The 24,173-nt window shown below is 66.2% G+C and carries 23 protein-coding genes and 1 other RNA gene; 12 read left to right on the top strand and 12 right to left on the bottom strand.

Annotated features, from left to right (window positions below):
• Positions 1-3: 3 nt before the first annotated feature.
• Positions 4-882, bottom strand: a complete 879-nt coding sequence (locus ACCQ15_RS06870) for a DUF998 domain-containing protein (RefSeq protein WP_318658815.1) — start codon at positions 880-882, stop codon at positions 4-6.
• 92 nt (positions 883-974) lie between these two features.
• Here ACCQ15_RS06870 and mprF point away from each other — a divergent pair, with 92 nt between their 5' ends.
• Positions 975-3,539, top strand: coding sequence for a bifunctional lysylphosphatidylglycerol flippase/synthetase MprF (gene mprF / locus ACCQ15_RS06865; RefSeq protein ID WP_031421814.1), 2,565 nt, complete (start codon positions 975-977; stop codon positions 3,537-3,539).
• A 292-nt stretch (positions 3,540-3,831) separates the two neighbouring features.
• Here mprF and ACCQ15_RS06860 read toward each other — a convergent pair whose 3' ends face one another.
• The 7 genes from ACCQ15_RS06860 to ACCQ15_RS06830 all read right to left on the bottom strand — a co-directional run bounded on the left by ACCQ15_RS06860 (position 3,832) and on the right by ACCQ15_RS06830 (position 9,267).
• On the bottom strand, positions 3,832-5,205 hold the full coding sequence (locus ACCQ15_RS06860; RefSeq protein WP_372381360.1) for a virulence factor: 1,374 nt from the start codon (positions 5,203-5,205) through the stop codon (positions 3,832-3,834).
• A gap of 69 nt (positions 5,206-5,274) precedes the next feature.
• Entirely contained in the window at positions 5,275-5,469 is a 195-nt protein-coding gene (locus ACCQ15_RS06855) for an oxidoreductase-like domain-containing protein (protein ID WP_008578230.1), read from the bottom strand.
• Positions 5,470-5,532: 63 nt separating this feature from the next.
• Positions 5,533-6,138 carry an HD domain-containing protein gene (locus ACCQ15_RS06850; protein WP_136732508.1) on the bottom strand — a complete coding sequence of 202 codons (606 nt, stop codon included), beginning with the start codon at positions 6,136-6,138 and terminating at the stop codon, positions 5,533-5,535.
• A 36-nt stretch (positions 6,139-6,174) separates the two neighbouring features.
• Entirely contained in the window at positions 6,175-6,777 is a 603-nt protein-coding gene (gene thpR, locus ACCQ15_RS06845; protein WP_136732507.1) for an RNA 2',3'-cyclic phosphodiesterase, read from the bottom strand.
• Positions 6,778-7,047: 270 nt separating this feature from the next.
• The gene (locus ACCQ15_RS06840) at positions 7,048-7,503 is read right to left on the bottom strand and encodes a PA2169 family four-helix-bundle protein (protein ID WP_014089716.1); all 456 of its coding nucleotides are present in this window, start codon (positions 7,501-7,503) and stop codon (positions 7,048-7,050) included.
• Positions 7,504-7,722: 219 nt separating this feature from the next.
• A complete protein-coding gene (locus tag ACCQ15_RS06835) occupies positions 7,723-7,893 on the bottom strand; it encodes a hypothetical protein (protein ID WP_014089715.1) in 171 nt (56 codons plus the stop codon).
• A gap of 162 nt (positions 7,894-8,055) precedes the next feature.
• Complete coding sequence (locus tag ACCQ15_RS06830) at positions 8,056-9,267, bottom strand: MFS transporter (RefSeq protein ID WP_031421810.1); 1,212 nt, start codon at positions 9,265-9,267, stop codon at positions 8,056-8,058.
• Positions 9,268-9,486: 219 nt separating this feature from the next.
• On the opposite strand from ACCQ15_RS06830, the gene ACCQ15_RS06825 reads away from it, so the two are divergent.
• A complete protein-coding gene (locus tag ACCQ15_RS06825) occupies positions 9,487-10,605 on the top strand; it encodes an alkene reductase (protein WP_031421809.1) in 1,119 nt (372 codons plus the stop codon).
• A 546-nt stretch (positions 10,606-11,151) separates the two neighbouring features.
• Here ACCQ15_RS06825 and ACCQ15_RS06820 read toward each other — a convergent pair.
• Positions 11,152-11,487, bottom strand: a complete 336-nt coding sequence (locus ACCQ15_RS06820; protein ID WP_011346848.1) for a zinc ribbon domain-containing protein YjdM — start codon at positions 11,485-11,487, stop codon at positions 11,152-11,154.
• Positions 11,488-11,601: 114 nt separating this feature from the next.
• Between ACCQ15_RS06820 and ACCQ15_RS06815 the strand changes: the two genes are divergently transcribed.
• The 5 genes from ACCQ15_RS06815 (at position 11,602) to ACCQ15_RS06795 (ending at position 16,390) form a co-directional block, all read left to right on the top strand.
• Entirely contained in the window at positions 11,602-12,651 is a 1,050-nt protein-coding gene (locus ACCQ15_RS06815) for a cation diffusion facilitator family transporter (protein WP_071117412.1), read from the top strand.
• Positions 12,652-12,993: 342 nt separating this feature from the next.
• Complete coding sequence (locus ACCQ15_RS06810; RefSeq protein ID WP_014089711.1) at positions 12,994-13,467, top strand: FKBP-type peptidyl-prolyl cis-trans isomerase; 474 nt, start codon at positions 12,994-12,996, stop codon at positions 13,465-13,467.
• A 152-nt stretch (positions 13,468-13,619) separates the two neighbouring features.
• Entirely contained in the window at positions 13,620-14,996 is a 1,377-nt protein-coding gene (locus ACCQ15_RS06805; RefSeq protein WP_029818993.1) for an Hsp70 family protein, read from the top strand.
• Positions 14,997-15,185: 189 nt separating this feature from the next.
• The gene (locus ACCQ15_RS06800; RefSeq protein ID WP_008578219.1) at positions 15,186-15,371 is read left to right on the top strand and encodes a hypothetical protein; all 186 of its coding nucleotides are present in this window, start codon (positions 15,186-15,188) and stop codon (positions 15,369-15,371) included.
• A gap of 425 nt (positions 15,372-15,796) precedes the next feature.
• Positions 15,797-16,390 (top strand): mechanosensitive ion channel family protein, encoded by a 594-nt coding sequence (locus ACCQ15_RS06795; RefSeq protein WP_029818992.1) that lies wholly within the window; start codon positions 15,797-15,799, stop codon positions 16,388-16,390.
• A gap of 183 nt (positions 16,391-16,573) precedes the next feature.
• Here the strand turns inward: ACCQ15_RS06795 and ACCQ15_RS06790 are convergent, their stop codons facing one another.
• The gene (locus tag ACCQ15_RS06790) at positions 16,574-16,840 is read right to left on the bottom strand and encodes a DksA/TraR family C4-type zinc finger protein (protein ID WP_011346842.1); all 267 of its coding nucleotides are present in this window, start codon (positions 16,838-16,840) and stop codon (positions 16,574-16,576) included.
• 172 nt (positions 16,841-17,012) lie between these two features.
• Between ACCQ15_RS06790 and ACCQ15_RS06785 the strand changes: the two genes are divergently transcribed.
• Positions 17,013-17,267, top strand: a complete 255-nt coding sequence (locus tag ACCQ15_RS06785; protein ID WP_008578215.1) for a DUF2789 domain-containing protein — start codon at positions 17,013-17,015, stop codon at positions 17,265-17,267.
• Positions 17,268-17,425: 158 nt separating this feature from the next.
• Here the strand turns inward: ACCQ15_RS06785 and ACCQ15_RS06780 are convergent, their stop codons facing one another.
• Complete coding sequence (locus ACCQ15_RS06780; RefSeq protein WP_003489471.1) at positions 17,426-17,599, bottom strand: DUF1328 domain-containing protein; 174 nt, start codon at positions 17,597-17,599, stop codon at positions 17,426-17,428.
• A 278-nt stretch (positions 17,600-17,877) separates the two neighbouring features.
• On the opposite strand from ACCQ15_RS06780, the gene ACCQ15_RS06775 reads away from it, so the two are divergent.
• From ACCQ15_RS06775 to ACCQ15_RS06760, 4 genes are all read left to right on the top strand, one after another.
• Positions 17,878-18,507, top strand: coding sequence for a YgjP-like metallopeptidase domain-containing protein (locus ACCQ15_RS06775; RefSeq protein ID WP_218506932.1), 630 nt, complete (start codon positions 17,878-17,880; stop codon positions 18,505-18,507).
• A 102-nt stretch (positions 18,508-18,609) separates the two neighbouring features.
• A non-coding RNA gene (locus ACCQ15_RS06770) (sX9 sRNA) lies at positions 18,610-18,687 on the top strand.
• A gap of 16 nt (positions 18,688-18,703) precedes the next feature.
• Entirely contained in the window at positions 18,704-19,960 is a 1,257-nt protein-coding gene (locus ACCQ15_RS06765) for a 2OG-Fe(II) oxygenase (RefSeq protein ID WP_031421806.1), read from the top strand.
• A 156-nt stretch (positions 19,961-20,116) separates the two neighbouring features.
• The gene (locus tag ACCQ15_RS06760) at positions 20,117-21,217 is read left to right on the top strand and encodes a Glu/Leu/Phe/Val dehydrogenase dimerization domain-containing protein (RefSeq protein ID WP_005924809.1); all 1,101 of its coding nucleotides are present in this window, start codon (positions 20,117-20,119) and stop codon (positions 21,215-21,217) included.
• A gap of 98 nt (positions 21,218-21,315) precedes the next feature.
• Here the strand turns inward: ACCQ15_RS06760 and ACCQ15_RS06755 are convergent, their stop codons facing one another.
• On the bottom strand, positions 21,316-24,153 hold the full coding sequence (locus ACCQ15_RS06755) for a S8 family serine peptidase (protein WP_372381359.1): 2,838 nt from the start codon (positions 24,151-24,153) through the stop codon (positions 21,316-21,318).
• Between the last annotated feature and the right edge of the window lie 20 nt (positions 24,154-24,173).

Here is a 24,173-nt window from a genome sequence, read left to right as displayed (position 1 = left end):
TTCCTAGGGTTGATTGACCCCTGCATTGTCCCGCGAATGCGGCAGACGTGCAGCCCCGTCGCGCTCGCAGCGCGCCAACACGGTGCCCGCGCGCACCATCCAGGCCACGATCAGCACGATGGCGATCTTCTGGCTGATGCCCAGGGGTGCGCTGGTCACGGTGACATGGAACAGCAACACCGCAAACGCTGCCCAGCCCAGCAGGAAGGCCGAAGGAAAGTGTGCACGCCACCGCACATCGGCCCGGAAGTACCACGCCTGCAGCAATACCGCGGCAATCACGCACAGAAACGTCGTATCCGCCGACAACACATGCACCATCGCGGCCGCCTCCGGCGCCAGCTCGGGCATCCAGCTGTCTCCGATCGAGACCATGCACAGCCCCACTGCCGCCATCCAGAACAAGCCCAGCACGGTGCGGCTGCGCGCGGCCGGCGCCAACGCCGCATACAGCCCCAGCGCCAGCCACGCCATGCTGGCGGCCAGCAGGCAGTAGGCGGTGCGCAGCAACAGGCCATACGGACCGTGCAGATAGGCGCTCAGTTGCGCATCCACCCACCAGAGATCGCGGCGCAGCCATTGCAACACCAGCACCAGCCCGATGAAGACCATGCCAGCGGCGGCGGCGATGCGGCCGGCGTGGCCGCTCCAGCGCGGCGGCATGGCCCGCGCGTGCGGCGCAAACGTTGGGGAATCGGGTGGAGTGCGCATCAGCAGCCTGTCTGCCTTCCAACTGTCATGGCTGTCCTGTCGTGTTCGTTCGGCACGCGTGTGCGGCTTTGCCCTATGATGCGCGCGGCCGGCCCGCACGGACACTGTGTCGGTACGATCGAACCACGCGTTCACTGGATGTCGGCACCTTCGCAACCACGCTGCATGCACCCTCAACCCGACCGGCCCATGCATTGCAAACGCGCGCGCGGCACACCTCGTGCATGCACCCTCCTTCCCTTTCAGCAGATCCCGTTGCCCTCATGACGGATACCCCCGCGTCTTCCGAAACGTCCGCCAGCGGTTGGCGTCGCGCCTTGCCGGTCATCATCAGCCTGGCGATCCTGGCGATGGCCCTGCATGCGCTGTCGTCGCAGTTCACCGACCACGGCTACCGCCAGATCCGGCATGCGTTCCGTGCGCTGGGCGCGGGGCAGATCGCACTGACGCTGCTGCTCGGCCTGAGCAGCTACGCGTGCCTGGTGGGCTTCGACTGGGTGGGGCTCAAGCGCACCGGCAAGCAGCTGCATCCGGCACGGGTGGGCATCACCGCCTTCATGGCGCATGCGGTCGGGCAGACATTGGGCTTTGCCGCACTCACCGGCGGCGCCGTGCGACTGCGCGGCTACGGCAGCGTGGGCCTGACCCTGGCCGAGATTGGCCAGGTGGTGCTGATGAGCACCCTGGGCTTCATCTTCGGGGCCTGGGTGCTGCTGGGTCTGGCATTGCTGCTGGAACCGGAAGCGGCCGCGCGCGCGTTGCCGATCACTGCGCAGGCCATCCGCATTGCCGGCATCGCCCTGCTGGTCGGCTACAGCGCCATGCTGGCGCTGGTCGGCAAACAGGGCCGCGAGTTCGGCATCCGCACCCACCGGTTCTGGTTACCGGACCGCACCACGGTGCTGGGCGTCACCGCACTGAGCGTGGTGGAACTGGGCCTGGCCGCGGCCGCGTTCTACGTGCTGCTGCCGCCGGACCCCGGTACCGGCTACTTCGGCTTCATCGGCATCTGGCTGGTGGCCGTGGTGGCCGGGCTGATCTCCACCGTGCCGGCCGGCCTGGGCGTGTTCGAGTGGAGCCTGCTCAAACTGCTGCCGCACGTGACTCCCGCCGCGGTCCTGGCCGCGGCGCTGGCCTACCGCGTCACGTACTACATCGTGCCACTGCTGATCTCGGTGGCCATGGCGGCCGCCTCCGGGCTGCGCGCGCCGGTACGCGTCGGCGCCAGCACCGCGCGCACCGTGTGGAAGACCCTGCGCCCGTGGCTGCCGCAGATTCTGGCGTTGGCGGTGTTTGCAGTGGGTGCCGCGCTGGTGATCGACGGCACCCTGCCGACACCGCGCGCGCGCCAGGAAGTGGCGCCGCTGCCGCTGATCGAAACCTCGCACCTGCTGGTCAGCCTGGGCGGCATGATGCTGCTGCTGATCGGCCAGGGCCTGCAGCGCCGCAGCCATGCGGCCTGGGTGCTGGCGCTGGGCGTGTGCTTGCTGCTGCCGCCGTTGGCGCTGCTGCGCGGCAGCCATATCTCGGTGTCGTTGTCGGCGGCGCTGGCAGCGGTTGCGCTGTGGGCGGCGCGACGCGAGTTCTATCGCCAGGGCGCGCTGCTGGACGAAGCCTGGTCGTGGCGCTGGCTGAGCAACCTGGGCCTGGTGCTGGTGGCCACGTTCTGGCTGCTGTTCTTCGTCTACAGCCATGTCGAATACAGCAACGATCTGTGGTGGCAGTTCGCCACCTCGGCCAATGCGCCGCGTGCATTGCGCGCCGCGCTGATCCTGTGCGTGGGCGTGATCGTGTTCGGCATGGCGCGCCTGCTGCGTGGTGGACGCAGGCCGATGCCGGCGGCCGATGCGCAGACGCTGCAAACGCTGGCACCGATCCTGGCCACCAGTACCGATACCCAGGCCTGCCTGGCGCTGACCGGCGACAAGGCGTTTTTGTTGGATGAGCAGCGCCGTGGCTTTGTGATGATGCAGCGCTATGGCGGTTCGTTGATTTCCATGGGCGACCCGGTCGGCCCGCCGGAGGTGGCGTGCGCGCTGATCTGGCGCTTCCGCGAAGAGGCCGACCACATGGGCCTGCGCCCGGTGTTCTACCAGGTCGGCGAACGGTACTGGCAGACCTATCTCGACATGGGCCTGACCCTGGTCAAGCTGGGCGAAGAGGCGATCGTGCCGCTGGAGGGTTTCACCCTGGAAGGCCGCGACCGTGCCGACCTGCGCCAGGCCTGGAACCGCGGCAAGCGCGGCGGCCTGAGCTTCCGCATGCTGCCGCCCGAACAGGTGGAGGAGGTATTGCCGCGCCTGGCCGAGGTGTCGGAACAATGGCTGGAAGAAAAATCCGGCGAAGAGAAAGGCTTCTCGCTGGGCAGCTTCGATCCGGATTACCTGCGTCGCTTCCCGGTGGCGGTGGCCGAGGTCGAAGGCCAGATCGTGGCATTTGCCAACGTGTGGTGGGCACCGGCCGGCGGCGAACTGTCGGTGGACCTGATGCGGCACAGCGCGCAGGCACCGAAGGGCACCATGGACTTCCTGTTCATCGAGTTGTTCCTGTGGGGCCAGGCCAACGGCTACACGCGGTTCTCGCTGGGCATGGCGCCGTTGTCGGGCCTGGCCGAACATCGCCTGGCCGGGCGCTGGAACCGCTTCGCCAGCCTGGTCGCGCGGCACGGCGAGCGTTTCTACGGATTCAGCGGTCTACGCCGCTTCAAGTCGAAGTTCGCCCCGACCTGGCGTCCACGCTACCTGGTCGCCCCCGGCGGCATGCATCTGCCGGCCGCCTTGCTGGATGTCACCCGCCTGATCTCGGCCGATCCTGGGCGGCAGGAGTAAGCCCGCGCGCGACGCTGGCGCCGAACATGCAGGTCCGGCCGCCTTTGCTGGCGCCCACCGGAGCGGATTGACAACGCAGGAGCACGCCGTTTCCGGCAATCCTGGTGTGCGGAGCAGCGGTCGCAGACCGTGAAAGCGCGGTGCCACCTCCGCGGGCCAGCGCATGTGGGGCGGCATGGATGCCGCCATCGAGCTTCCAAGGATGGATTCACAGCGTGTCGCGATTCCGGACCCGGCACCGTGCCGCCGACCAGGACACGGTCGGCGCACTCAGATCAAACACTGTCCGGCCTTACGGCTTCGACAGCGTGTGCAACTGGTCCATGATCGTCTTGGCCAGGGTCGTGTAATCGCCCTTGAAATGGTGATCGCCTGGCAGTGCGACCCGCTTGGCCACGTTTGCGGGCAGGTTCGGGCAAAGCGCATCGTCGTCGTCCTGGCCGTAGATGCACACCGTCGTGCCGGCCGGCAGACGCTGGATCTCCGGCGCGATCGGCAGGCCCTCGTCGTCCGAGCCCAGCCAGTTGCTGACGTGGAACTCGTAGTCGGCCAGCTTGCCGACCGACAGCAGCGCCGTCATACGCAGGTTCTGCTTGGTCGCAGCGGGCAGTTTATTGATGGCCGCCGGCAGCACGTCGGAGCCCTGCGAAAAGCCGATCAGTACCACGCGCTGGCGATCCCAGCGCTGCGCATAGATGCGGGCAATGCGATCCAGGTCGTCGGCAAAGCCTTGCGGGGTGCGTTCGGTCCAGAAGTAACGCAGCGAATCCAGGCCGACCACCGGAATGCCTTGCGCGGCGAGTGCATCGGCCACCTCTTCGTCCAGGCCTGCCCAACCGCCATCGCCGGACACGAAGATCACGAAGGTGTCGTCGTCGCTGTCGCCATCGGGCTTGGCCGGCAGTTCCACCACCGGCAGATCCGCCAGACCGCCCGGCGGCGGCGGCAACGCCACGCCCTTCTGCTCGCCCAGCGAACGCACCGCGGCGCGCAGGCCGGGCAGGATGTCGCCTTTGGCAGAGCGCCGGAAGGTTCGCGCCTGCGGCACCTGCTTGAGGAAACCCTCTTCGGCAGCCGCCGGGCAGCGTTTGTCCTGGCTGGCGGCAAGCACCCAGGGAATCTGCAACGGCACCGGCAACAGCGTGTTGGTCCCGGGGCGTACACCCGGCTGGCAGATTGCCTGGTTGGACACGGTGGCCGGGCAGAGCCCGTCGGTGAGCACGCCGGCCAGGACGTGCGGCTTGGCCTGAGCCGCGATCGCGTAGGCCAACGCGGCGCCCTCGCCATCGCCCACCAGCAGCGGCAGACGATAGGTGGGGATGTGATAGAAGGCCTGCACGTAACGCGAGAAATTTTCCACGTCGCCGACCGAGAACGTGCAGGTGCCGCCAGCCTTGCGCAGCACTGCGTACAGGTGCGCGGTGTCCACCACCGCCACCATCGCACCGTCGGCGCGCAGGCTTTCTGCCTGGGCCTGGCGCTTGGCGGCATCGCCCGCACCGGCCAGCCAGATCACCACCCGTTGCGGCTCGCCCTTGGGCATCAGCACCGGCACCTGCTCGAAACGGCCGTGGCTGACCGGTTCCGGCGCCTGCGCGGCGGCCATGCCCGACAGCGTCAACATCGCCGCGCCGCAGAGCGCGCTCCACATTTCAAGTCGTCGCATGTCGCACCATCGGGAAAAGTGGTTCAAAGATAATCGTTCCGGACTGCAGCGCGAAGCGCAGGACCTGGCTCATTGCGCCTCGGGGCGGCTGACCGCCGGCTGGCGCGCTTCCCACGCTGCCAGGGCCTGGCGGTAACGCGTCAGCTCCTCGGCATACAGATCGTGCACGCACAGCGGGCAGCCGCTCTCACAGCATTCGTTGGGCGCAGGCGGCTGCGGGGCGATCGGGCGTGGGTCTGGGCGGGAAGCAGCGCTGTCGTGCATGCGGCCATTGTAGCGTGCGCATCGGACTCAGCCGGACATGCAGCCGGGCCGGGGCATGGCCGCTCAGCGCCCCAGCCGCCGGCGCAGATTGGCGCGCGCCGCGGTGTCGTAATGGGTATGGAAGTAGTCGCTCAGGAAGATGCGCGGCTGCTTGAGCACACCGGCCAGGAACCGGCGGCGATTGACCCGGAACAGCACGCTGGGCACGTGCCCGCGATACTCCTCGGCGATGGCCTGATCGTAGGCATCGAATACAGCCGCGGGCGCGGCCAGGATCGCCATGTCGCAGTCCAGGAACAGCGCGGCGTCTTCATCCACGTCCTGCGGCTGCACTTGCCCATGCCGGGCCGTGAGCAGGATCAGCGCCTGCACCCGCTCGACCTCCACCCGCGCCTGCGGCCACCAGCGCGGGATGGCTTCGGCCGCCATCAGTGCCGATTGCGCCTCGTTGTCACGGCGTCCGGGCTGATACACCGCATCATGGAACAGCACCGCCAGCCAGACTTCTGTCGGCTGGCGCCAGCCCGGCCCGGCCGCGACCTCGGCGTAGTGCTGCAGCACCGCGCGAACGTGGCCGAAGTGGTGGTAAGCGCGCGGCGGGGCGGCATAGGCCTGTTCGAGCGCGGCCAGGTGGTCGGCGTGCAATGGCAGTGGCGTGGCGATGTCCATGTCCGCATGGCTACCGCGTACGCGCGGCCATGCACATCAGCGCAGCGACCAGCGGCCTTCGATCTGGTAGCGCGACTGGCCAAGAAAGCTGCGCACCAGCGCGAAGTCGCGCACGGTCCAGGCAAGCGCATCGCAGCGCCGCTGCGGCACCGCCTGATTGCAGTACAGCAGCGTCATGTGCGGCGTGTATTGCGCATCGCCGGCAATGCCCACATGCGCCAGCTGCTTTCCCAATGCGCCCTGCAGCTCGTAAAGCCCACGCACCTGCTCTTCGCCACGCAGCACGCAGGGAAGTTGCGAGCGCCTGCCGCCGAAGGTGCCGACGCGATCGAACTCCACCTCGAACGCGTCCATTTGCACGCGCGTCGCGGCCTGGCTGGCGCGGCTCACCAACGATGGCGGCAGACCACCGGCGTAATCGCCCAGATGATGCAGGGTCACATGCAGCCGTTCGCGCGCAAGCGCCTTGCCTTGGGCGTGCCCGCCTTGCAACAGGCGGTCGGCAATGCGCGCTGCATGCTCGGCAGTGGACGTATCGGCCATCACCGCGAAAAACAGACGTTCGGTGGTCTTCTCTTCTCCAAGCCCGAGCGACAGCTGTGCCTCGGCCGATGACAGATACAGGAACTGTTGCTTCATGGGTGGATGCCACGACCGCGCAACGCGGGCCTGCCTGAAGAAGGGCGGCGGATACTAGCAGACCCAACGCGTGCCGGACATGCCGGCATGCATGCGCGGGTGTGGAACCTCTTGCATTGCGTGGAACTGCGATTGCGGCCTTGCGCCATGCATGCGCGCCTGCGGCGACACACAAAGAAACGGGCAGCATGCGCTGCCCGTTTCCGCCTTTATCGTCTTACTCCGGAGCTGCATCGGATCGGTGACGATGCACTCGGTTCAACGCGCAGCTTATGCGGCGCTCTTCATCGCATGCTTGCGGTTGCGCATGACGTCATGGCAAGCGCGTACCTCAGGCAGCAGGCGCAGCGCGGCTTCGCGTGCAGCGGCCGGGGTGTCCTGGTCGGCGATGGTTTCGTCGAACGCCTTCAACAGACGGTCTTCGGACTCTTCCAACTCGGCCACATAGCCGTACTTGGTGTCGCCCAGGGTTGCGCGAACCTTGCCGTAGAACTGCTGCATGCTGCCCACCATGGTGCCGTGCTGTTCCGGCGTGCCACCGGCGGCGGCGACCACACTGCTCAGGCTGCTGACGATGTCGGTCTTGACGCCGGCGATGCGGCGGAACAGCGTCGCGAGCTCCGCGTCGCCCACCTTGGCCGCGGCTTCTTCGTAGAAGTCCTTGCCGTCGCGCGAGATGGCGATGAGGTCGTTGAGGCTATGCTCAGTTTTGCTCTGAATGCTCATGTGTGGCTCCTTGTTTGGATGGACCGACGCCGCGCGGTGCGATGACTGCGCGTGCGGCGGGTTGAGTCAATCGATGGGTTGATTGCAGTGCCGTCGCGTTGTGTACGGCCTCATCCTCGCGTCGCCCGCATAATCGATATGTGAGCGATGTGGGCATCGTCCTCACGCCATCATGCAGGCGATGAATTGCAATTCATCCATGCCAACAGCGGGTCAAGATCACTTCGGCTGGCGACTGGCCCACATGTTGTCGACCAGATTCGGATACGGCCGCCCTGCCTCTTCGGCGCGTTGCTTGGCGGCTGCTTTTTGCGCATCGGTCAACGGTGTCGACTTCGCCTTGCCCTTGGGATTGGAGCGCTTCCACGGCGGTGGAGTGAACTCGTTCATGGCACTGTTCGGTCCGCTTGATGGAGCACGAAGTCTCGCCGGCGCCCCGTGAGATGGCTGTCGTGATGGCACATGGGCCGTGCGAATCGCTGCATGGCGGCGCAAGCTGCCACCGGAGCGAAACGGCGCCGCGGGCGCTTGACGCATCGCGGCACCGGCAACTCAGCAATTCGTCAGCACCGCACGTTGCTGATGGCGTTCCTGCCACACCGCCGCTGCATAGACCAGCAACCCGCCGAGCGCGGTGGCCGCGCCGACGTAGCCGGTGGAGGTCCAACCCCAGCCTGCCGTGATCGCCATGCCACCCAGCCATGGACCCAATGCATTGGCCGTATTGAACGCTGCATGGTTGGAGGCTGCGGCCAGGGTCTGCGCTTCTGCCGCCACGTCCATCAAGCGCGTCTGTAAGGCCGGCGCCAACGCCCCCATGGTGCCGACCGCCACAATCGAGACGAACACCCACACGCCTGACTGCGCTGCCAGCGGAAACGTCAACATCACCACCACCGACCACAGCAGCAACACCGGTACGGCGCGGAACTGCATGCGATCGAACAACCAACCGCCCAGGATGCTTCCCAGCACCCCGCCCACGCCGAACGCCACCATCGCCAACGGGATGCGTGCTGCGGTCACGCCGGTCACCGCAGTCAAGGTCGGCGCAAGGTAACTGAAGACGCAGAACATGCCGGAAAAACCCACCGCCCCGATCGCCAACGCCAGCCACACCTGCGGCTGATTGAACGCGCGCAATTCGCGCAGCGGCTGCTGGCGCGGCTCCTCCGGCTGCGGCGGCAACAGGACCGCCACAGCGGCGACCGTGCCCAGCGCAATCACCGACACCGACGCATAGGCCCAGCGCCAGCTCACGATTTGCCCCAGCCAGGTTGCCAGCGGGTTGCCCACCAGCAGCGCAACGCTCAGACCCAACAACACGCGCCCCACTGCAGTGGCACGTTGATTGGGCGGGCTGATCGATGCGGCCACCAGCGACGCAACGCCGAAGTAGGCGCCATGCGGCAGTCCGGCGATAAAGCGGCACAGCAGCATGGCGTGGTAGCTCGGTGCCAATGCGCTGGCCACGTTGCCCAGCGCATAGAAGACCATCAACAGCAGCAACAAGGTGCGCCGTGGCCAGCGCGCGCCCAGGATCGCCAGCAAGGGCGCACCCACCACCACGCCCAACGCATACGCGCTGATGACGTGACCGACCTGCGGCTCGGTGATCTGCAAGCCCTGCGCAATCTGCGTCATCAGGCCCATGGTGGAGAATTCGCTGATGCCGATCGCAAAGCCGCCCATCGCCAGCGCAAGCAGGATCAGCACGTAATCGCGCCGGGACACGCGTGGCGAAGAAAGGTCGGTATCGGTCATGCCCGACTCCAGAGTGGCGGGGCGGCCTATTATTGTGCAATGCAGCACAGCAGGAAAGCGCGACACCAGGGGCGGTTCAGCGCCAGCGCCCACTCCATCACAGTTGCAGCGCGTTGGACGCGACAGGGACGCTGTGTCCTATCTACATCGCTCGAATCTGCTTGAGTCCGCCACCATCGCTACCGGGCACCGCGATCGGCGCGGCGTCGCGCCTGGCGCGTGATCAATTTCGACTGGTTGCTGATGTCCAAATCCACTCAATCCCCCTTGTTCTCGCCGGTGCGCCTGGGCGCGCTGGAGCTTGCCAACCGCGTGATCATGGCCCCGCTGACGCGCAACCGCGCGGTCGCCGGCCAGGTGCCCTCGCCGCTTGCCGCTGAGTATTACGGCCAACGCGCCACCGCCGGCCTGATCGTGGCCGAAGGCACCCAGATCAGTCCGCTGGGCCAGGGCTACCTCGATACGCCCGGCATCTACACCAAGGAACAAATCGAGGGCTGGCGCGCCGTCACTGACGAAGTGCATCGCCGCGGCGGCAAGATCGTGCTGCAGCTGTGGCACGTTGGCCGCGTCTCGCACACCAGTGTGCTGCCGCCGGGCGAAGTGCCGGTTGCGCCCAGCGCCATTCGCGCGGAAGGCAAGACCTTCACCAAGAACGGATTCGAGGACGTGTCCGAGCCGCGCGCGCTGGCATTGGATGAAATCCCCGGCTTGATCGAGGACTACCGCATCGCGGCGCGCAACGCGATCGATGCCGGCTTCGACGGCGTGGAAGTGCATGCGGCCAACGGCTATTTGTTGGACCAGTTCCTGCGCGACAGCTCCAACCAGCGCACCGATGCCTACGGTGGCGATATCGAAAACCGTACCCGCCTGCTTGCCGAAGTGGTGCAGGCGATTGCCGATGAAATCGGCGCCGAGCGCACCGGCGTGCGCTTGTCGCCGGTGACCCCGGTGTACGGCGCGCACGACTCCGACCCGCAGCCGCTGTTCGAACGTGCGGTCGAGCGCCTGAACCTGATCGGCGGGCTGGCCTTCGTGCACGTGATCGAGGGCGCCACCGGCGGCCCGCGCGACAACATCGCCTTCGACTATGCCGCGCTGCGCGCCAAGTTCGACGGCGCCTGGATCGCCAACAACGGCTACGACCGCGGCATGTCCGAACAGGCCATCAGCAGCGGCTACGCCGATGCGATCGCCTATGGCCGCCCGTTCATCGCCAATCCGGACCTGGTGCGTCGCCTGCGCGAGAACGCGCCGCTGGCCGAGATCGACCAGGCCACCATGTACGGCGGCGGTGCCAAGGGTTACACCGACTACCCCGCTTTGCCGGAGTAATCGCCTGATCAGCCGCTGACCAGGCGACCGCACCTGCCGGCTGGCACGGTGCGGTCGCCGTGGGTGACGCCGATGCACTGCATGCTTGCTGTTGGCCGATAAGCAGCGACCGGTCTTGCATGCGCGCCGCTGGCCATGCGGCCGCTCGGTGATTGCCAGGCGGACCGCTGCCGGCATCCTGCACATCGCCTGCGCGCACCTGGTCGTGCGTTATTGGCATCGAGTTTTTTGCCGGTTGCCATGCGCGCCCGACACTCGTCACCCTGCATCATCTGATCCGCAACGCCACCCCATCACCACACGTGATTTCGCAGCGGCGCATGCGCGCTAACCGTCGCGATTGCCAGTACGCCAACGCTGCCGAGGATGCAGCTATCTCATTGCCAAGGCTCTCGCGCATGCGACAGGGCTGCATGGTGGCGGCGGTGTATCCGCGCGATTAGCGCAACGGGCCTGCACTGCCCTATCCGCAGGTGCGCTGCGCATTGGGGCGAGCGCGCCCCGGCTTCCGCCAACGCACACTGCCGCGCCACGGGGTCACCGCGCTTACGCCTTGCGCAGGAAACAGGTCTTCAACACCAGGCCCTTGATCTTTTCCGAGTTGCCCTCGATGTGCTCGGCATCGTCTTCGACCAGGCGAATGTTGCGGATCACCGTGCCCTGCTTGAGCGGGATCGAAGAGCCCTTGACCTTGAGATCCTTGATCACGGTCACCGTGTCGCCGGCCTGCAGCACGTTGCCGTTGCTGTCGCGCACCACCGTCGTGTCTGCCGCGGCATCGCCTGCGCTCCATTCGAAGCCGCAGTCGGCGCAGATCGACATCGCGCCATCGGCATAGGTATTTTCCAGTCCGCATTGCGGACAGGCGGGGACGGTAGGCATGCAATTCCTTGATCGAAGCGGGCGTGGATTGTAGCCGCCCGGGTGCGCGATCACGCACCCGGCACGGGGATGGGGCGATAGTGCGGCGCTTGTCGAATGCCCCGCAGGTCGCGCGTGTCCAATCAGCCAGTGTCCACTCCCCCGCGCACAACGCCGCCCTCCCCTCACACCCAACAAAGCGACCCCGCCGCCAGCGACAATGGCCCAGGCAAGCCCAAGGGTTCGCACGTGGTGGTGTACGTGGCACTGGCGGGCAATCTGGCCATTGCCGTGGCCAAGTTCATCGCCGCCGGCATTTCCGGCAGCTCGGCCATGCTCAGCGAAGGCGTGCATTCGCTGGTGGACACCGTCAACGAAGTGCTGCTGCTGTATGGCTTGCGCCGCGCTGCGCAGCCGCCCACCCCGACCCATCCGTTCGGTTACGGGCGCGAGCTGTATTTCTGGAGTTTCATCGTCGCCCTGCTGGTCTTCGCGATGGGTGCAGGCGTGTCGCTGTACGAAGGCATCGTGCATTTACGCAACCCCGAGCCGGCCAAGAGCCATCTGATTGCCTACTGCGTGCTCGGCGTATCGATCGTGTTCGAAGGCATTTCATGGGTGGTGGCGGTGCGCGAATTTCGCTCCAAGAAAGGCCGCATGGGCTATTTCCAGGCATTTCGCCAGAGCAAGGACCCCACCACCTTCACCGTGTTGCTGGAAGACAGCGCTGCGTTGATCGGCCTGCTGATGGCACTGCTCGGCCTGGCCGGAGCGCAATTGTTCGACATGCCCGAACTCGACGGCATCGCCTCGATCGGCATTGCCGGCGTGCTGGCGTTTACCGCGTTCCTGCTGGCGCGCGAAACCAAGGGCCTGCTGATCGGCGAGCCGGCGCATGCGCATGTTACCGACTCGCTACTGCGCATCGCCGCCAGCGACCCGGACGTGCGTGCGGCCAATGGCGTGCTCACCATGCAAATGGGCCCCAACCAGGTGGTGGCGGCGTTGAGCGCCGAGTTCGAAGACAGCCGCACCACACCGCAGATCGAGGCCTGCGTCGGGCGGATCGAAGCCGCCGCCAAGCAGCAACATCCCGAACTCACCGCACTGTTCATCAAGCCGCAGACCCCGGAAACCTGGCGTGCACGGCGTGCGCAGATCGAGAGCGGAGCAGCGCCGGACTGAGGGAGACCGAAGCGTGCGGCATGCAGATGTCGTGAAGCATGCCCGTGGGTCACCGCGTCGCTGCGCGTTGGTCCATCGAACGCAGCGCCAACGCCGCAATCGCCGATCGCGCCGCGGACGGTCGGCCCAACGCACTCCACGCTCCACTCCGTCTTCGCGCTGAGGCAGCCGGCGCGAGCCTGGTCGTGGCGGTCGTGCCGCCAAGCTGATCCCCGCCTCAACCGCAAACCTGGCTGCGGTTGCATGATCCGGTGCGATTGCCTACGGTGTGCGTGCGGCACCTCTTCGCATCGTGAATCAGCCGATGCATTCCCCTCGATCACCCATTCATGGAGGTTTCCAATGGAAATCAGCCAGGGTCGCGTTGCGACCATCCACTACACCCTTTCCGACGACAACGGCCAAGTGCTGGACCGCTCCACGCCCGACACTCCGCTGAGTTATCTGCATGGCGCCGGCAACATCGTGCCCGGCCTGGAGCAGGCACTGGAAGGCAAGCGGCTGGGCGATACGCTCACCGCCGACGTCGTGCCCGAACAGGGCTATGGCCCGCGCCACGAGCAGCTCATCCAGCAGGTGCCGCGCGACGCGTTTCCGACCGATGTCGACGTGGTACCCGGCGTGCAGTTCGAGGCGCGCACGCAGCAAGGCCCGGTCCTGGTCACCGTGACCGCGGTTGGCCCCGATCAGGTCACCGTGGACGGCAACCACCCGCTCGCCGGGCAAACCCTGCACTTCGCGGTCGAGGTGGTGGCAGTGCGCGAGGCCACCACGCAGGAATTGAACGACGGTCACGTGGCCGAGCTGGCCGCCTGACCCGGCGCGCGCCGCGCGCCCTCCTGGCTGCGGCGCGGGCCAGTGCGTAACACAGCGCTCGCGCTGGGCCATGGCGTCACCGACGCTGCCGATCTCGACGGCAGGTGCGGCGGGCGTAGTAAAGTGCGCGGCCCGCTCCCAGACCTGTCTGCATGAAACTCGGCATCGACTTCGGTACCAGCAACTCCGCCGCCGCGGCGATCGTCGATGGGCAAGTGGTGCCGGTGCGCTTCGGCGAGGCCTTGCAGTTCCGCACCACGGTGTATTTTCCCGAGACCATGCGCGACCCGGACGATTTCAGCCTGACGCCAGCTCTGGAGTACGAGGTAGAGCGGCTCATTGACTCGGGCCGGCGCGATGCATTGGCCGCCGGCGGCACCCCCAACACCGACCGCCTGCGCCGCGATGCGATCCGCATCGTGCGGCGGCAGTGGATGGAAGAGCAGGTGCGTGAGCCACGCAGTTCCGCCGCCCTGCTGCAAAACGCCGTCTACGGCGACGAAGCGCTGGATGCGTATTTTCTCGAAGGCGAAGGCAGCCTGGTGCAAAGCCCCAAGTCGATGCTGGGCTACAACCTGCATCCGCGCGCACGCCAGACCATTACCGGCATCGCCACCCATGTGCTGGAACACATCCGGCTGACAGCCTCGCGCCAGTTCGACATCAACATCCGTCACGCCACGCTGGGCCGGCCGGTGCAATTTCGCAGTTCGATCGGTGAGGCCGGCAATGCGCAGGCGCTGGAGATCCTGCAGACCGCCGCGATCGCCGCCGGTTTCGACAGCGTGGACTTTCTCGAAGAACCTGCAGCGGCGGCGATGCATTACCACGTCAGCCACGACAGCCGCCACGACACCGTGGTGGTGGATATCGGCGGCGGCACCACCGACATTGCCCATGCCAGCGTCGGCGGCAGCGCTGCGCCGCAGGTACACCGTGCCTGGGGCATCGCGCGTGGCGGCACCGATATCGATCTGGCGTTGAGCCTGGCGGCCTACATGCCCCTGTTCGGCCGCGGCATCACGCGCGTGCCCACCCACCATTACGTGGAGGCGGCGATGGTGCAAGACATGACGCGACAGCGCGAATTCCGCCTGCACAAGTACCAGGACGTGCCCGCCCCCTTCGACAAGCGCCTGCAGGCCTTGCAGGACACCGGCAACACCGCGCGCCTGTATCGCGGCGTGGAAACCTGCAAGATCGCGCTCAGCGAGCTGGATCGGCACCAGGCCGCGCTCGACTTCATTGAGCGCGGCCTGGGCGTGGAGGTGCACGCCAATGCATTGGTTGCGTCCGCTTCCAGTTATCTGGGCGAACTGGCAGGGCTGCTGGCACAGGTGCGCGCCGACATGGCCGCCGCACCGACGACGGTGTTCCTCACCGGCGGCATGTCGCGGGCGGGCTACATCCGCGAGACCGTGGCCGCTGCGTTCCCCGAATCGCGCCTGGTGCATGGCGATCCGTCATTCGGTGTGGTCCAGGGATTGGCCTGGGCTGCCGCGCAGGTAGCCCACTCGTCGGACGATTAACACGCGCTGCAACGTCATCCCCTATAATGCACGGTTGCTGCTCGACGCCCAGCCGTCTTGCCTGCAACGGCACGTACACCGTGCCGCCGCGACGGCGCACCGAACGCCGCCGCACTCTCGACACCGCTTCCGCGCGCGCCACCCTAGCCGCACGCGGTGTCACCGCACTTGCCCGCTACAGGAGGCCACATGGCACGTCCCGCGACCAAGCAGAAATCCCAGCCCAGCATCGCTCGCAGCGAAGGTAAGTCGCAGCCGCTCAGTCGTGAGCGCATCGCTGCCGACATCGCCGCGTTCCGCAAGACCGGCGGCCGGATCGAAGTGCTCACCACCAACTTCGGCCCGGCGCGCAACGACGGCGACAAGAGCGCCTAACGCCACCAACACCGCGGCAGGTTGCAATGCATGTTGCCGCGAAGTTGCATTGGTGTACCAACATGCCACCGCAAGGTGGCATGTTTGTGTCTGGCTTCCGCCGATGTCATTCATACGCATCGCGCAGGACTGCAACTCCAATGCGGCCTCGTGTCGCTTCTGGCGATGACCCGCACAATGACTTCGCACAGGCCGCCGATGCGTGGCAACCGAACGCTGCGGACGCGTCGGCGCCTTGCGCTGCATCCGCGCAAAAACTCCAGGCGTGTACCCACGACTCCATCCGCATGCGCGCGTAGGCATGCATTGAACGCATGCAATCTGCCGCACTTCTGCGTTCGCAGACGAGCATGCATTCACTCTGCACACCGACAGCGCAGAGTTGGCCCGCTACAATGGATTCCCCTTTGATTCTGCACGCCGTGATGCCTGCCTCCGATGCGTTGCCCGCCATGATCCGCAGCCTGTTGCCCCATTGGAATCCCGAATGGCTGGCGATTGCGGTACCGACGGTCAAGATCGTGCTGATCCTGGCAGTTGCCGCGTTGGTCCGCCTGCTGCTCCGGCAGTTGCTGCGGCGGCTGTGCACGCGTTACAGCGTGCCCGCCGAAATGATGATCGGCATCCGCCGCGTCGGCAGCTTCGTCATTTCGGTCAGTGCCTTGCTGATGGTGCTACGGGTCATCGGCGTCTCGGGCGGCACGTTGTGGACCGCATTCACCGGGTTCGCAGCCGTCGGCGCAGTGGCGTTCTTCGCTGCATGGAGCGTGCTGTCCAATATCTTCTGCACATTCCTGATCATCACCACGCGGCCATTTCGCCTGCACGATCACATCGAGGTTCTCGAAGGCGGCGACAAGCCCGGCTTGAAGGGACGTGTGATCGATATCAACGTGATCTACACCACGCTGGAAGAAACCGGCGAGCGTGCCGGCAGCGTACTGCAAGTTCCCAACAGCCTGTTTTTCCAGCGCACGACGCGTCGCTGGCGCGAGACCGGCAGCTTCAACGCCAACTAGGCGCAAGGCCAAGACGCGGTACTGCGGCGAGTTCGCCAGTGGCAGAACCCATACACGGCGATATCGGCAAGCGGCAACCTTCGACGACCGCAGTAGGCTCCACTGCGGCGCACGCTTGCGATAGCGGCGCCGTCTGCGGGGATTGCAGTCGCGGTCGCATCGCGGGCATGACCCATCAGCCACTCAACGCAGCTGACTGTCCTTGCTGCCGCGACGGTTGTAGCCGCTTTGCCCAGCCTGCTCCAGGTCATGCGCCTCTTGGCAGTGCACGCACAAGTGCACGCCGGGCACCGCCTTGCGGCGCGCCTCGGGAATCGGTGCCTCGCACTCTTCGCAGTGCGTCAGGCTCGGGCCGTGATGCAACTGACTCCGCGCGCGCTTGATCGCATCGTCGACAGTGGCATCGATCTGGTCCTGTACCGCTCCATCACCCGCCCATCCGGTCGCCATGATCGCCATACCTCGCTGGTCTGGACACATATATGGTCACTCGCGCAGGCAAATCCAAGCCGCGTGTGCACAGTACGCTCAAGCTGGTTGAACTAGCATCAAATCAACACCGCCGGCCGCCGCGCGCGGCAGTGACCAGTACTCCGCCATCCGCACCCACGAAGGAACAGCAATGGAACAGCCCGTCCACCCGTTTTCCGAACTCTTCGCCCAGCTTGGCCTGCCGTCCGACGAAGCCAGCATTCGCAGCTTCATTGCCGAGCACTCCCCGCTGCCGGGCGATATGCGCCTGGAAGAAGCGCCGTTCTGGACGCCTGCCCAATCCCAGCTATTGCGTGAAGAACGCCTCGACGATGCCGACTGGATCGTGACCATCGATCAGCTCAATATCGCCCTGCATACCACTGCCGACGATACCGGCGTTTGAGCCAGGCACGAGCTCGCGTGCGCCACGCTTGAGATCGCCTGCGGCTGACATGCTTGCCAGCGCATTGGTGAAAAAAAAGGAGCGGCCAATGGGCCGCTCCTTTGCATCGCAGGCAGGACAGCGGGCAGCCACGCGCGTGCCCGGCCGTGCAACCTGCGTCAGGTCACTTTCTTGGCAATCGTCATGCCCAGCACGAACAGCACGATGGCGATGATGATGCCCGCCCAGAACAGGAACTTGGCGATACCCATCGCCGCGCCGGCCATGCCGCCGAAGCCCAGCGCACCGGCGATCAAGCCGATAATTGCGAAAATAATGGCCCACTTGATCATGATGTTGTCTCCTCATCGGCACCGTGCCGTTGTTCGATCGTGTGCTTGCGGCGCAGCGCCGCAGAACATGCACCGCACGCTACCGATTCGAATGTGCCGCACTCGTGAATACGCCTGACACACACTGCAATACACGCGTTGCATTCAGAGAGTAAGCGCCGTGTCCACGCGAGCGCACGCGCCCCTGGAGGGATCATCGCAGCTGCGCGCGGGGCCGTCCTTGCACGACGAAACACCACATGCGCATGGCATCGTGCAAGCCGCACTGGGCGCAACAGATGCACGCGCTTGCCACGTCGACTCTCAGCGCGCATGCGCGACTGGTTCGTAGTCACGCATCTGCACGGATGGATTGGTCAGTGGCCGACACATCGGCGATCATGCGCGCCTGCCCGCGACAGATCGCCATGGACACTCTTCGCTACCTCACCGGCTACCCGCCCGCCGTCCTGGATCAGGTGCGCGAGCTGATCGCCCAGGACAAACTCGCCACCGTACTGGCGCGACGCTACCCCGACCGGCACGCGATCCGCACCGATCGCCATCTCTACGAGTACGTCAAGGCGATGAAAGAGCGCTACATGCGCTCATCGCCGACCCTGCACAAGGCGACGTACGACAATCATCTGCACGTGGTCAAGCACGCCCTGGGCACGCATACGGCGATCTCCCGCGTGCACGGCGGCCGCCTGAAGGCCAGCCGCGAGATCCGCATCGCATCGGTGTTTCGCGACGCGCCGGAGCCGTTCTTGCAGATGATCGTGGCGCACGAACTGGCGCACCTGAAGGAGGCCGATCACAACAAGGCCTTCTACCAGCTCTGCAACCACATAACCCCGGACTACCATCAGCTGGAATTCGATCTGCGCCTGTATCTGACGCAATTAGCCCTGTCTGCCGATCGCTGAGCGTGCAGGACACGCGCAGGACTTGGCGCGGCTGACCGAACCACTGCGCTCACCGACAGGCGGGCGCGCACGCCATCGGTGCCCGGAATCGGCAAGTCTCCTTCGCACACTCTCGTACACTGCAGTTCCGAGCGCGCCGCCCACCTCCACCTGACGACCGCTCGCCACGTGGTGTTGGCCACTTTAGGATGCGCGCATGCAGCCCTCCTCTTTTGCAGACCTCACCCGCGCGGCGCAACGCCAGCAACCCGGCGCGATCAACGCGCTGGCCCAGGCGCTGGTGCGTGCCGGCCAACCGGAAGAAGCGCTTGTCTGGTATTTGCGCAGCGCGGCCGCCGGCGATGCGCTGGCGCAGGTCGAAGCCGGGCGCATGCGGGCCTATGGCGTCGGTTGCGAGGTGGACGTCGGTCAGGCGCGTGCGCACTGGGAGCTGGCCGAGCGGCAGGGCGCGGCAGCAGCACGCTATTTGCTGGCGACCCTGGCTGTGGGAGAGCAGCCGCTGACCCTGGCCGGCACTGCGCAGGATCGACTGCAGTCGGCAGCCAATGCCGACTACCCGCCAGCACTACGCGCCATCGCCATCCAGCACGGACGTGTGGCGCATCCGGAGCGGCAACGGCAGTGCGTCGCCTTGCTGGAACGCGCGGCGGCCGGCGGCGATGCCGTGTCGGCCGCCCTGTTGGCCGAGCGCCTGCTGCGCGGCGAAGGCGTGCCGCCCCAGCCCGATGCCGCTGCACAGCTCTTGCAGCAGTTGCAGCCCCTGGGCATGACCGCGCTACCGCCGGTGGACGTCGCGCCGCCGGACCCCGCAGACGACACCGCCGGTCACCGCATCGCATTCGCGCCGCGTGTTGGCCCGGTGCGACGCCACACAGCCCCACGCATCGAAGAATATGCCGCAGTCCTGTCGGCCGACGAATGCCGCTTGCTCATGCTGCTGGCGCGACCCCATCTGCGTGCCTCGAAGGTGATCGATCCCAACGATGCCAGCACCGGGCGCGCGCCGGTCCGCACCAGCCACGGCGCGACATTGGACCCCATCATCGAAGACTTCGCCGCGCGTGCCGCACAGTCGCGGTTGGCGGCCTGCGCGCAGCTCCCGCTCGCCCACGCAGAACCACTCTCGGTGTTGTGTTACGCACCGGGCGAGCAGTACCGCGCGCACCGTGACTACCTGCCGCCCGGAACGATCGCCGCCGACCGCCCCACCGCCGGCAACCGCCAGCGCACCGTCTGCGTCTATCTCAACGACGTCGGCGCCGGTGGCGAGACCGAATTCCCGGTCGCCGGCGTTCGCGTGCGGCCACGTCCCGGCACACTGGTCTGCTTCGACAACCTGCATGCCGATGGCCGCCCGGACGCCGATTCGCTGCACGCCGGCCTGCCGGTCACGGCAGGCAGCAAATGGTTGGGGACGCTGTGGTTCCGCCAGCAACGCTACCGGGATTGGTGAACAGATTCATACACACCCCCCTGCCGACGTGGTTTAAAATGTTGCAGCGCGACGTGATCGGACAGGATCTGCAAACGTCGCGTTTTTTGTTTCCCACGGCACGGGTGCACGCCCGGCTTCAGGGAAGGCACATCACGCAGCCCCGCGGAGCCTTCGATGCTTTTCGAAACCCTCGATACCACCGGCCACGAGCAGGTGATTTTCTGTCACAACCGCGACGCCGGGCTCAAGGCGATCATCGCCCTGCACAGCACGCGCCTTGGGCCAGCGTTGGGTGGCGTGCGGATGCGCCCCTATGCCAGTAGCGAGGCGGCACTCAACGACGCGCTGCGGCTGAGCCGCACCATGACCTACAAGAACGCCCTGGCCGGCCTGAATGTCGGCGGCGGCAAGGCGGTCATCATCGGTGACCCTCGGACCGACAAGACCGAAGCGCTGTTCCGCGCGTTCGGCCGGTTCGTCGATACCCTCGGCGGGCGCTACATCACCTCCGAGGACGTCGGCACGGACGTCAATGACATGGAGCAGATCTACCTGGAAAGCGAGTACGTCACCGGTGTGCACCAGGTGCACCGCGGCTCCGGCGACCCTGCCCCGTTCACGGCCTACGGCGCCCTGCAGGCACTGATGGCCTCGCTCAACCGCAAGCTCGGCCACGAAGAAGTCGGCAAGGCCAGCATTGCGATCCAGGGGCTGGGCCATATCGGCATGGAGTTGGTGAAGCTGCTCAAGGAGCGCGGCGCAAAACTCTATGTGGCCGACCTGAATCAGGCGCTGGTGGACCGCGCAGTGGCCGAATACGGCGCAGAAGCGGTGCGCCCGGATGAAATCCATCAGGTATCGGCCGACGTATTTGCTCCCTGCGCGCTGGAAGGCGCCATCAACGAAGACACGCTACCGCAGCTCAAGGCCAAGATCATCTGCGGCACCGCCAACAACCAGCTTGCCAGCGCCGCCATCGGCGAAGAGCTGCACCGACGCGGCATTTTGTATGCACCCGATTACGTGGTGAATGCCGGTGGGGTGATGAATGTGTCGCTGGAGATCGACGGCTACAACCGTGAGCGTGCGATGCGGCTGATCCGCAGCATCTATCACAACCTGGAAAAGGTCTTCGATCTATCCACGCAGCTGGACGTTTCGCCGCAGCAGGCGGCCGATCAGATTGCCGAAGCGCGCATTGAGGCCATCAGCAAACTCAAGCTGCCGCTGGGTCGTACTGCGCCGCGCTTCCTGCACAAACTACGCGGCGAGTAACTGGCAACAGATAGATTGGGCGTAGCGATCAGCGCAGTACGAGATTGCCGCTGAAAACGCCACGCCCGGGCATTGCGCCCGGGCGTCATGCACGCCGATCAGAAATCGGCGCTGTACTTCAGGCTAAACGCACGGTCGTCGCCGCGCTCGCCCACCCGCTGGTCGTAACCGAAACGCAGCTGGCTCTGCTGGCCAAGCGGTGCTGCAGCGGTGATGCCGAACAGACCACCCGAACGTGCCGGTTGCATGCCACGCAGCGGTGCCCACGCATCCACCCCCACGAAGCTGGCATCTAGCGTCAAGCCATCGCTGCTCAGCGCCTGCTGCCATTCCGCATAGCCGCCCAGCTGGATACCGCGCCAGCGATACGCCGATCGCACACCGGCAAGCGCCTGCGTGCGCGATGACGTATTCGCGTCGGCACGCAAGCCGAAGCCATCGCCGCCGCTTTCGCGGAAACCGTCGCTGCGCAAACGCACGTAATCCAGGCCCATGTACGGCGTCAGGCTTGCATGCGCGCCACCCAGGCGGTACCCGGTTTCCAGATTGCTGCTGAGGTAACTGCCGCTGTAGTCGCTGAAGGCGCTGCTGCGGTCTTCGCCCAGCTGCAGGATGCGCTCGATCTGCCGATTGACGTTGCCAAAGCCCACTTGGCCCAGCGTGTACGCAGCGCCCAATGTCGTGCCCCAATACAGCTTCGCCTGCACCTGACGATCGCGCCCGCGTGCCCCATCCAGGTCGCCCAGGCTGCTGGAGCGCGTTTCGCCGAACGCAAAACCGGTGGCCGCACCGGAAGCCAGACGCACATCGTTGCCCATCATCCAGCCGGAGGTGGCAAAGCCCGAAGTGGTTGCACCGCCCTCGCCCGGCCCGCCGAGTGCCCGTTGCCAGTTGCCCAACAGACGCGGCTGTTGCGAGAGCCCATCGAAATGCGCTGCCAGCGCGCGGCGACCCAGATCGATGGTGTCGAAGGTCATCGCCGCAGAGTCGGCATGCGCACGGCCGGATAGGCTGCGCAGCGAATCCGCCGCGGCCTTGGCGGTTGGCGATTGTTGCAAGGCAGCTGCAGCGCGAATGAAGCCGCCGCTGAGCGCACCATTGCCCTGGAACTGCTGCGCATCGACCTGCTGGAACGCCTGCTCGACGCGGATGGCCGAATCCATCGACGCGGTGCCGATCGCGCCCAGCGACGCAGCGACCGCGGTGACATCCATGCGCTGCAGCGACACATACGCGGTGTTGGCGTCGTAGCTGCGCGTGGCGCTCAGAAAGGTCACCGCCGGCCCGCTGCTCAGCGTGTCGAATGTGCCTTGCAAACCATTGGTCGCCTGCAGCACCGCGTAGGTCGTGTTGTTGGCGACGTAGTCGCGCCGACCGAGCAATTGCAGGTCGCCGGCGATGGTCGCCGTGCCCGCGACATTCAACCGGTCACCCACATTCAGTGCCAGGCGACCATTGCTGGCCTGCGTGTAGTTGCCGGCAATGGAGGCGGTCGCGCCGTTGACCTGCAAGGTCCCGGCGTTGTCGACCCGACCACCGATGTTGCCCGCGCCAACCAGGCGCGCGCCATTGGCGACGCTCACTCGCGCGCTCTGCAAACTGGCGGTCTGCAAGGTGCCGCCAAGGACCTGGGTGTCGCCGCTAAAGGTATTGGCCGTGCTGCTCAATACCAAGGTGCCGGTGCCGCGCTTGGTCAGGCCGCCGGTGCCACTGATGTCGTTGGCCCAAGTCGAACGCAGGGTCGTGACATTGACATCCACCGTGCCCCAATCAAAGCGTGCCGGCCCCAATACTGCCTTGCCGACGTTGAGCAGGCCGTAGCCGAAGACCGGATCCACGCCAGCAGCCCCCAAGTCGGTGGCGGTTCCCAGCAAGGTCTGGCGCACCAGATCATTGTTGAAATACGGAAATGCCTGCCACACCAGCGCAGCCGCACCGGAGACCAGCGGCGCTGCGAACGAGGTGCCGCTGCCGTAGAAATAACGGATGTTGCCGGCAGTGGCGTCCGGGTCGATGAACAGCGAAGTGCCTGGCGCGACCAGGCAGTAGCGCATCGCCACACCACAGGCGTTGGAGTACGACGCCAGTTGCGTCGGGTTGGCGGTATCCAGCGCGCCGACCACCAACCAACCGCGCTCCAGATCGGCCGCCGGTAGCGTCCCGTTCGGGCCAGGCTGACTGGGCAGCGCCGCCGTATCGGAGGGCTGCGAGCGCGATTCATTGCCCGACGCGAACACCACCAGCCCATCGTTGCTGAGGATGAAAGGGCGGTATTCCTGGGCAATCTGATTGGTCACCGTCGGGTCGTTCCAATACAGGCCGCCCCACGAATTGTTCATGATGCGCACACCGGCACTGATCAGATCGGCATGCACCGGCCCCAGACCGAGCGGTCCATCGACCTCGTTGCCGTCGCCGCTGCCGTCATCGTCCGGCGCACGGTCGCTGATGATGCGCGCAGACACCAGGCCCGCACCCGGCGCGATGCCGCCGGGCCATTGCCCGACCGCACGCCCGGCGGCCAGCTCGGCCACCGCGGTCCCGTGCCCGACCACATCGCCCACTGCGGTGTTGTTGGTGCGTGGATCCACATAGATGAAGCTGTCGCTGACGCGTCCCTGCAACGCCGGATGATTGGCATTGATGCCGGTATCGATGACACCGATGCGGTACCCCGCGCCGGTAAAGCCAAGCGCCTGAGCCGCACGCGCGTTGGTCAGCGCCAGATGCGCATCGATCGCCGGCTCCGGCGTCGTTGGCGTTGTCACCGGTGGCGGCGGTGATGTTGGCGGCGGAGGCGGTGGTGGCGAGGTCACCGGCGGTGCGGCCGGGGTGCTTGGACGGATACCACCTCCGCCACCACCACCGCCACACGCGGTCAACGCAACAGCCAGCGCCGAGGCCAGCACGGTCCTGGCGACGTCTTGCTTCTTCATTGGTGTTCTCCCCGAACCCA

Origin of the sequence: Xanthomonas sp. NCPPB 1754 (genome assembly GCF_041475725.2) — a bacterium.
GTDB classification, from domain to species: Bacteria; Pseudomonadota; Gammaproteobacteria; order Xanthomonadales; family Xanthomonadaceae; genus Xanthomonas; species Xanthomonas euvesicatoria.
Note: the sequence above shows the minus strand (reverse complement) of the source record. Positions and strands in the feature narration are given on the sequence as shown.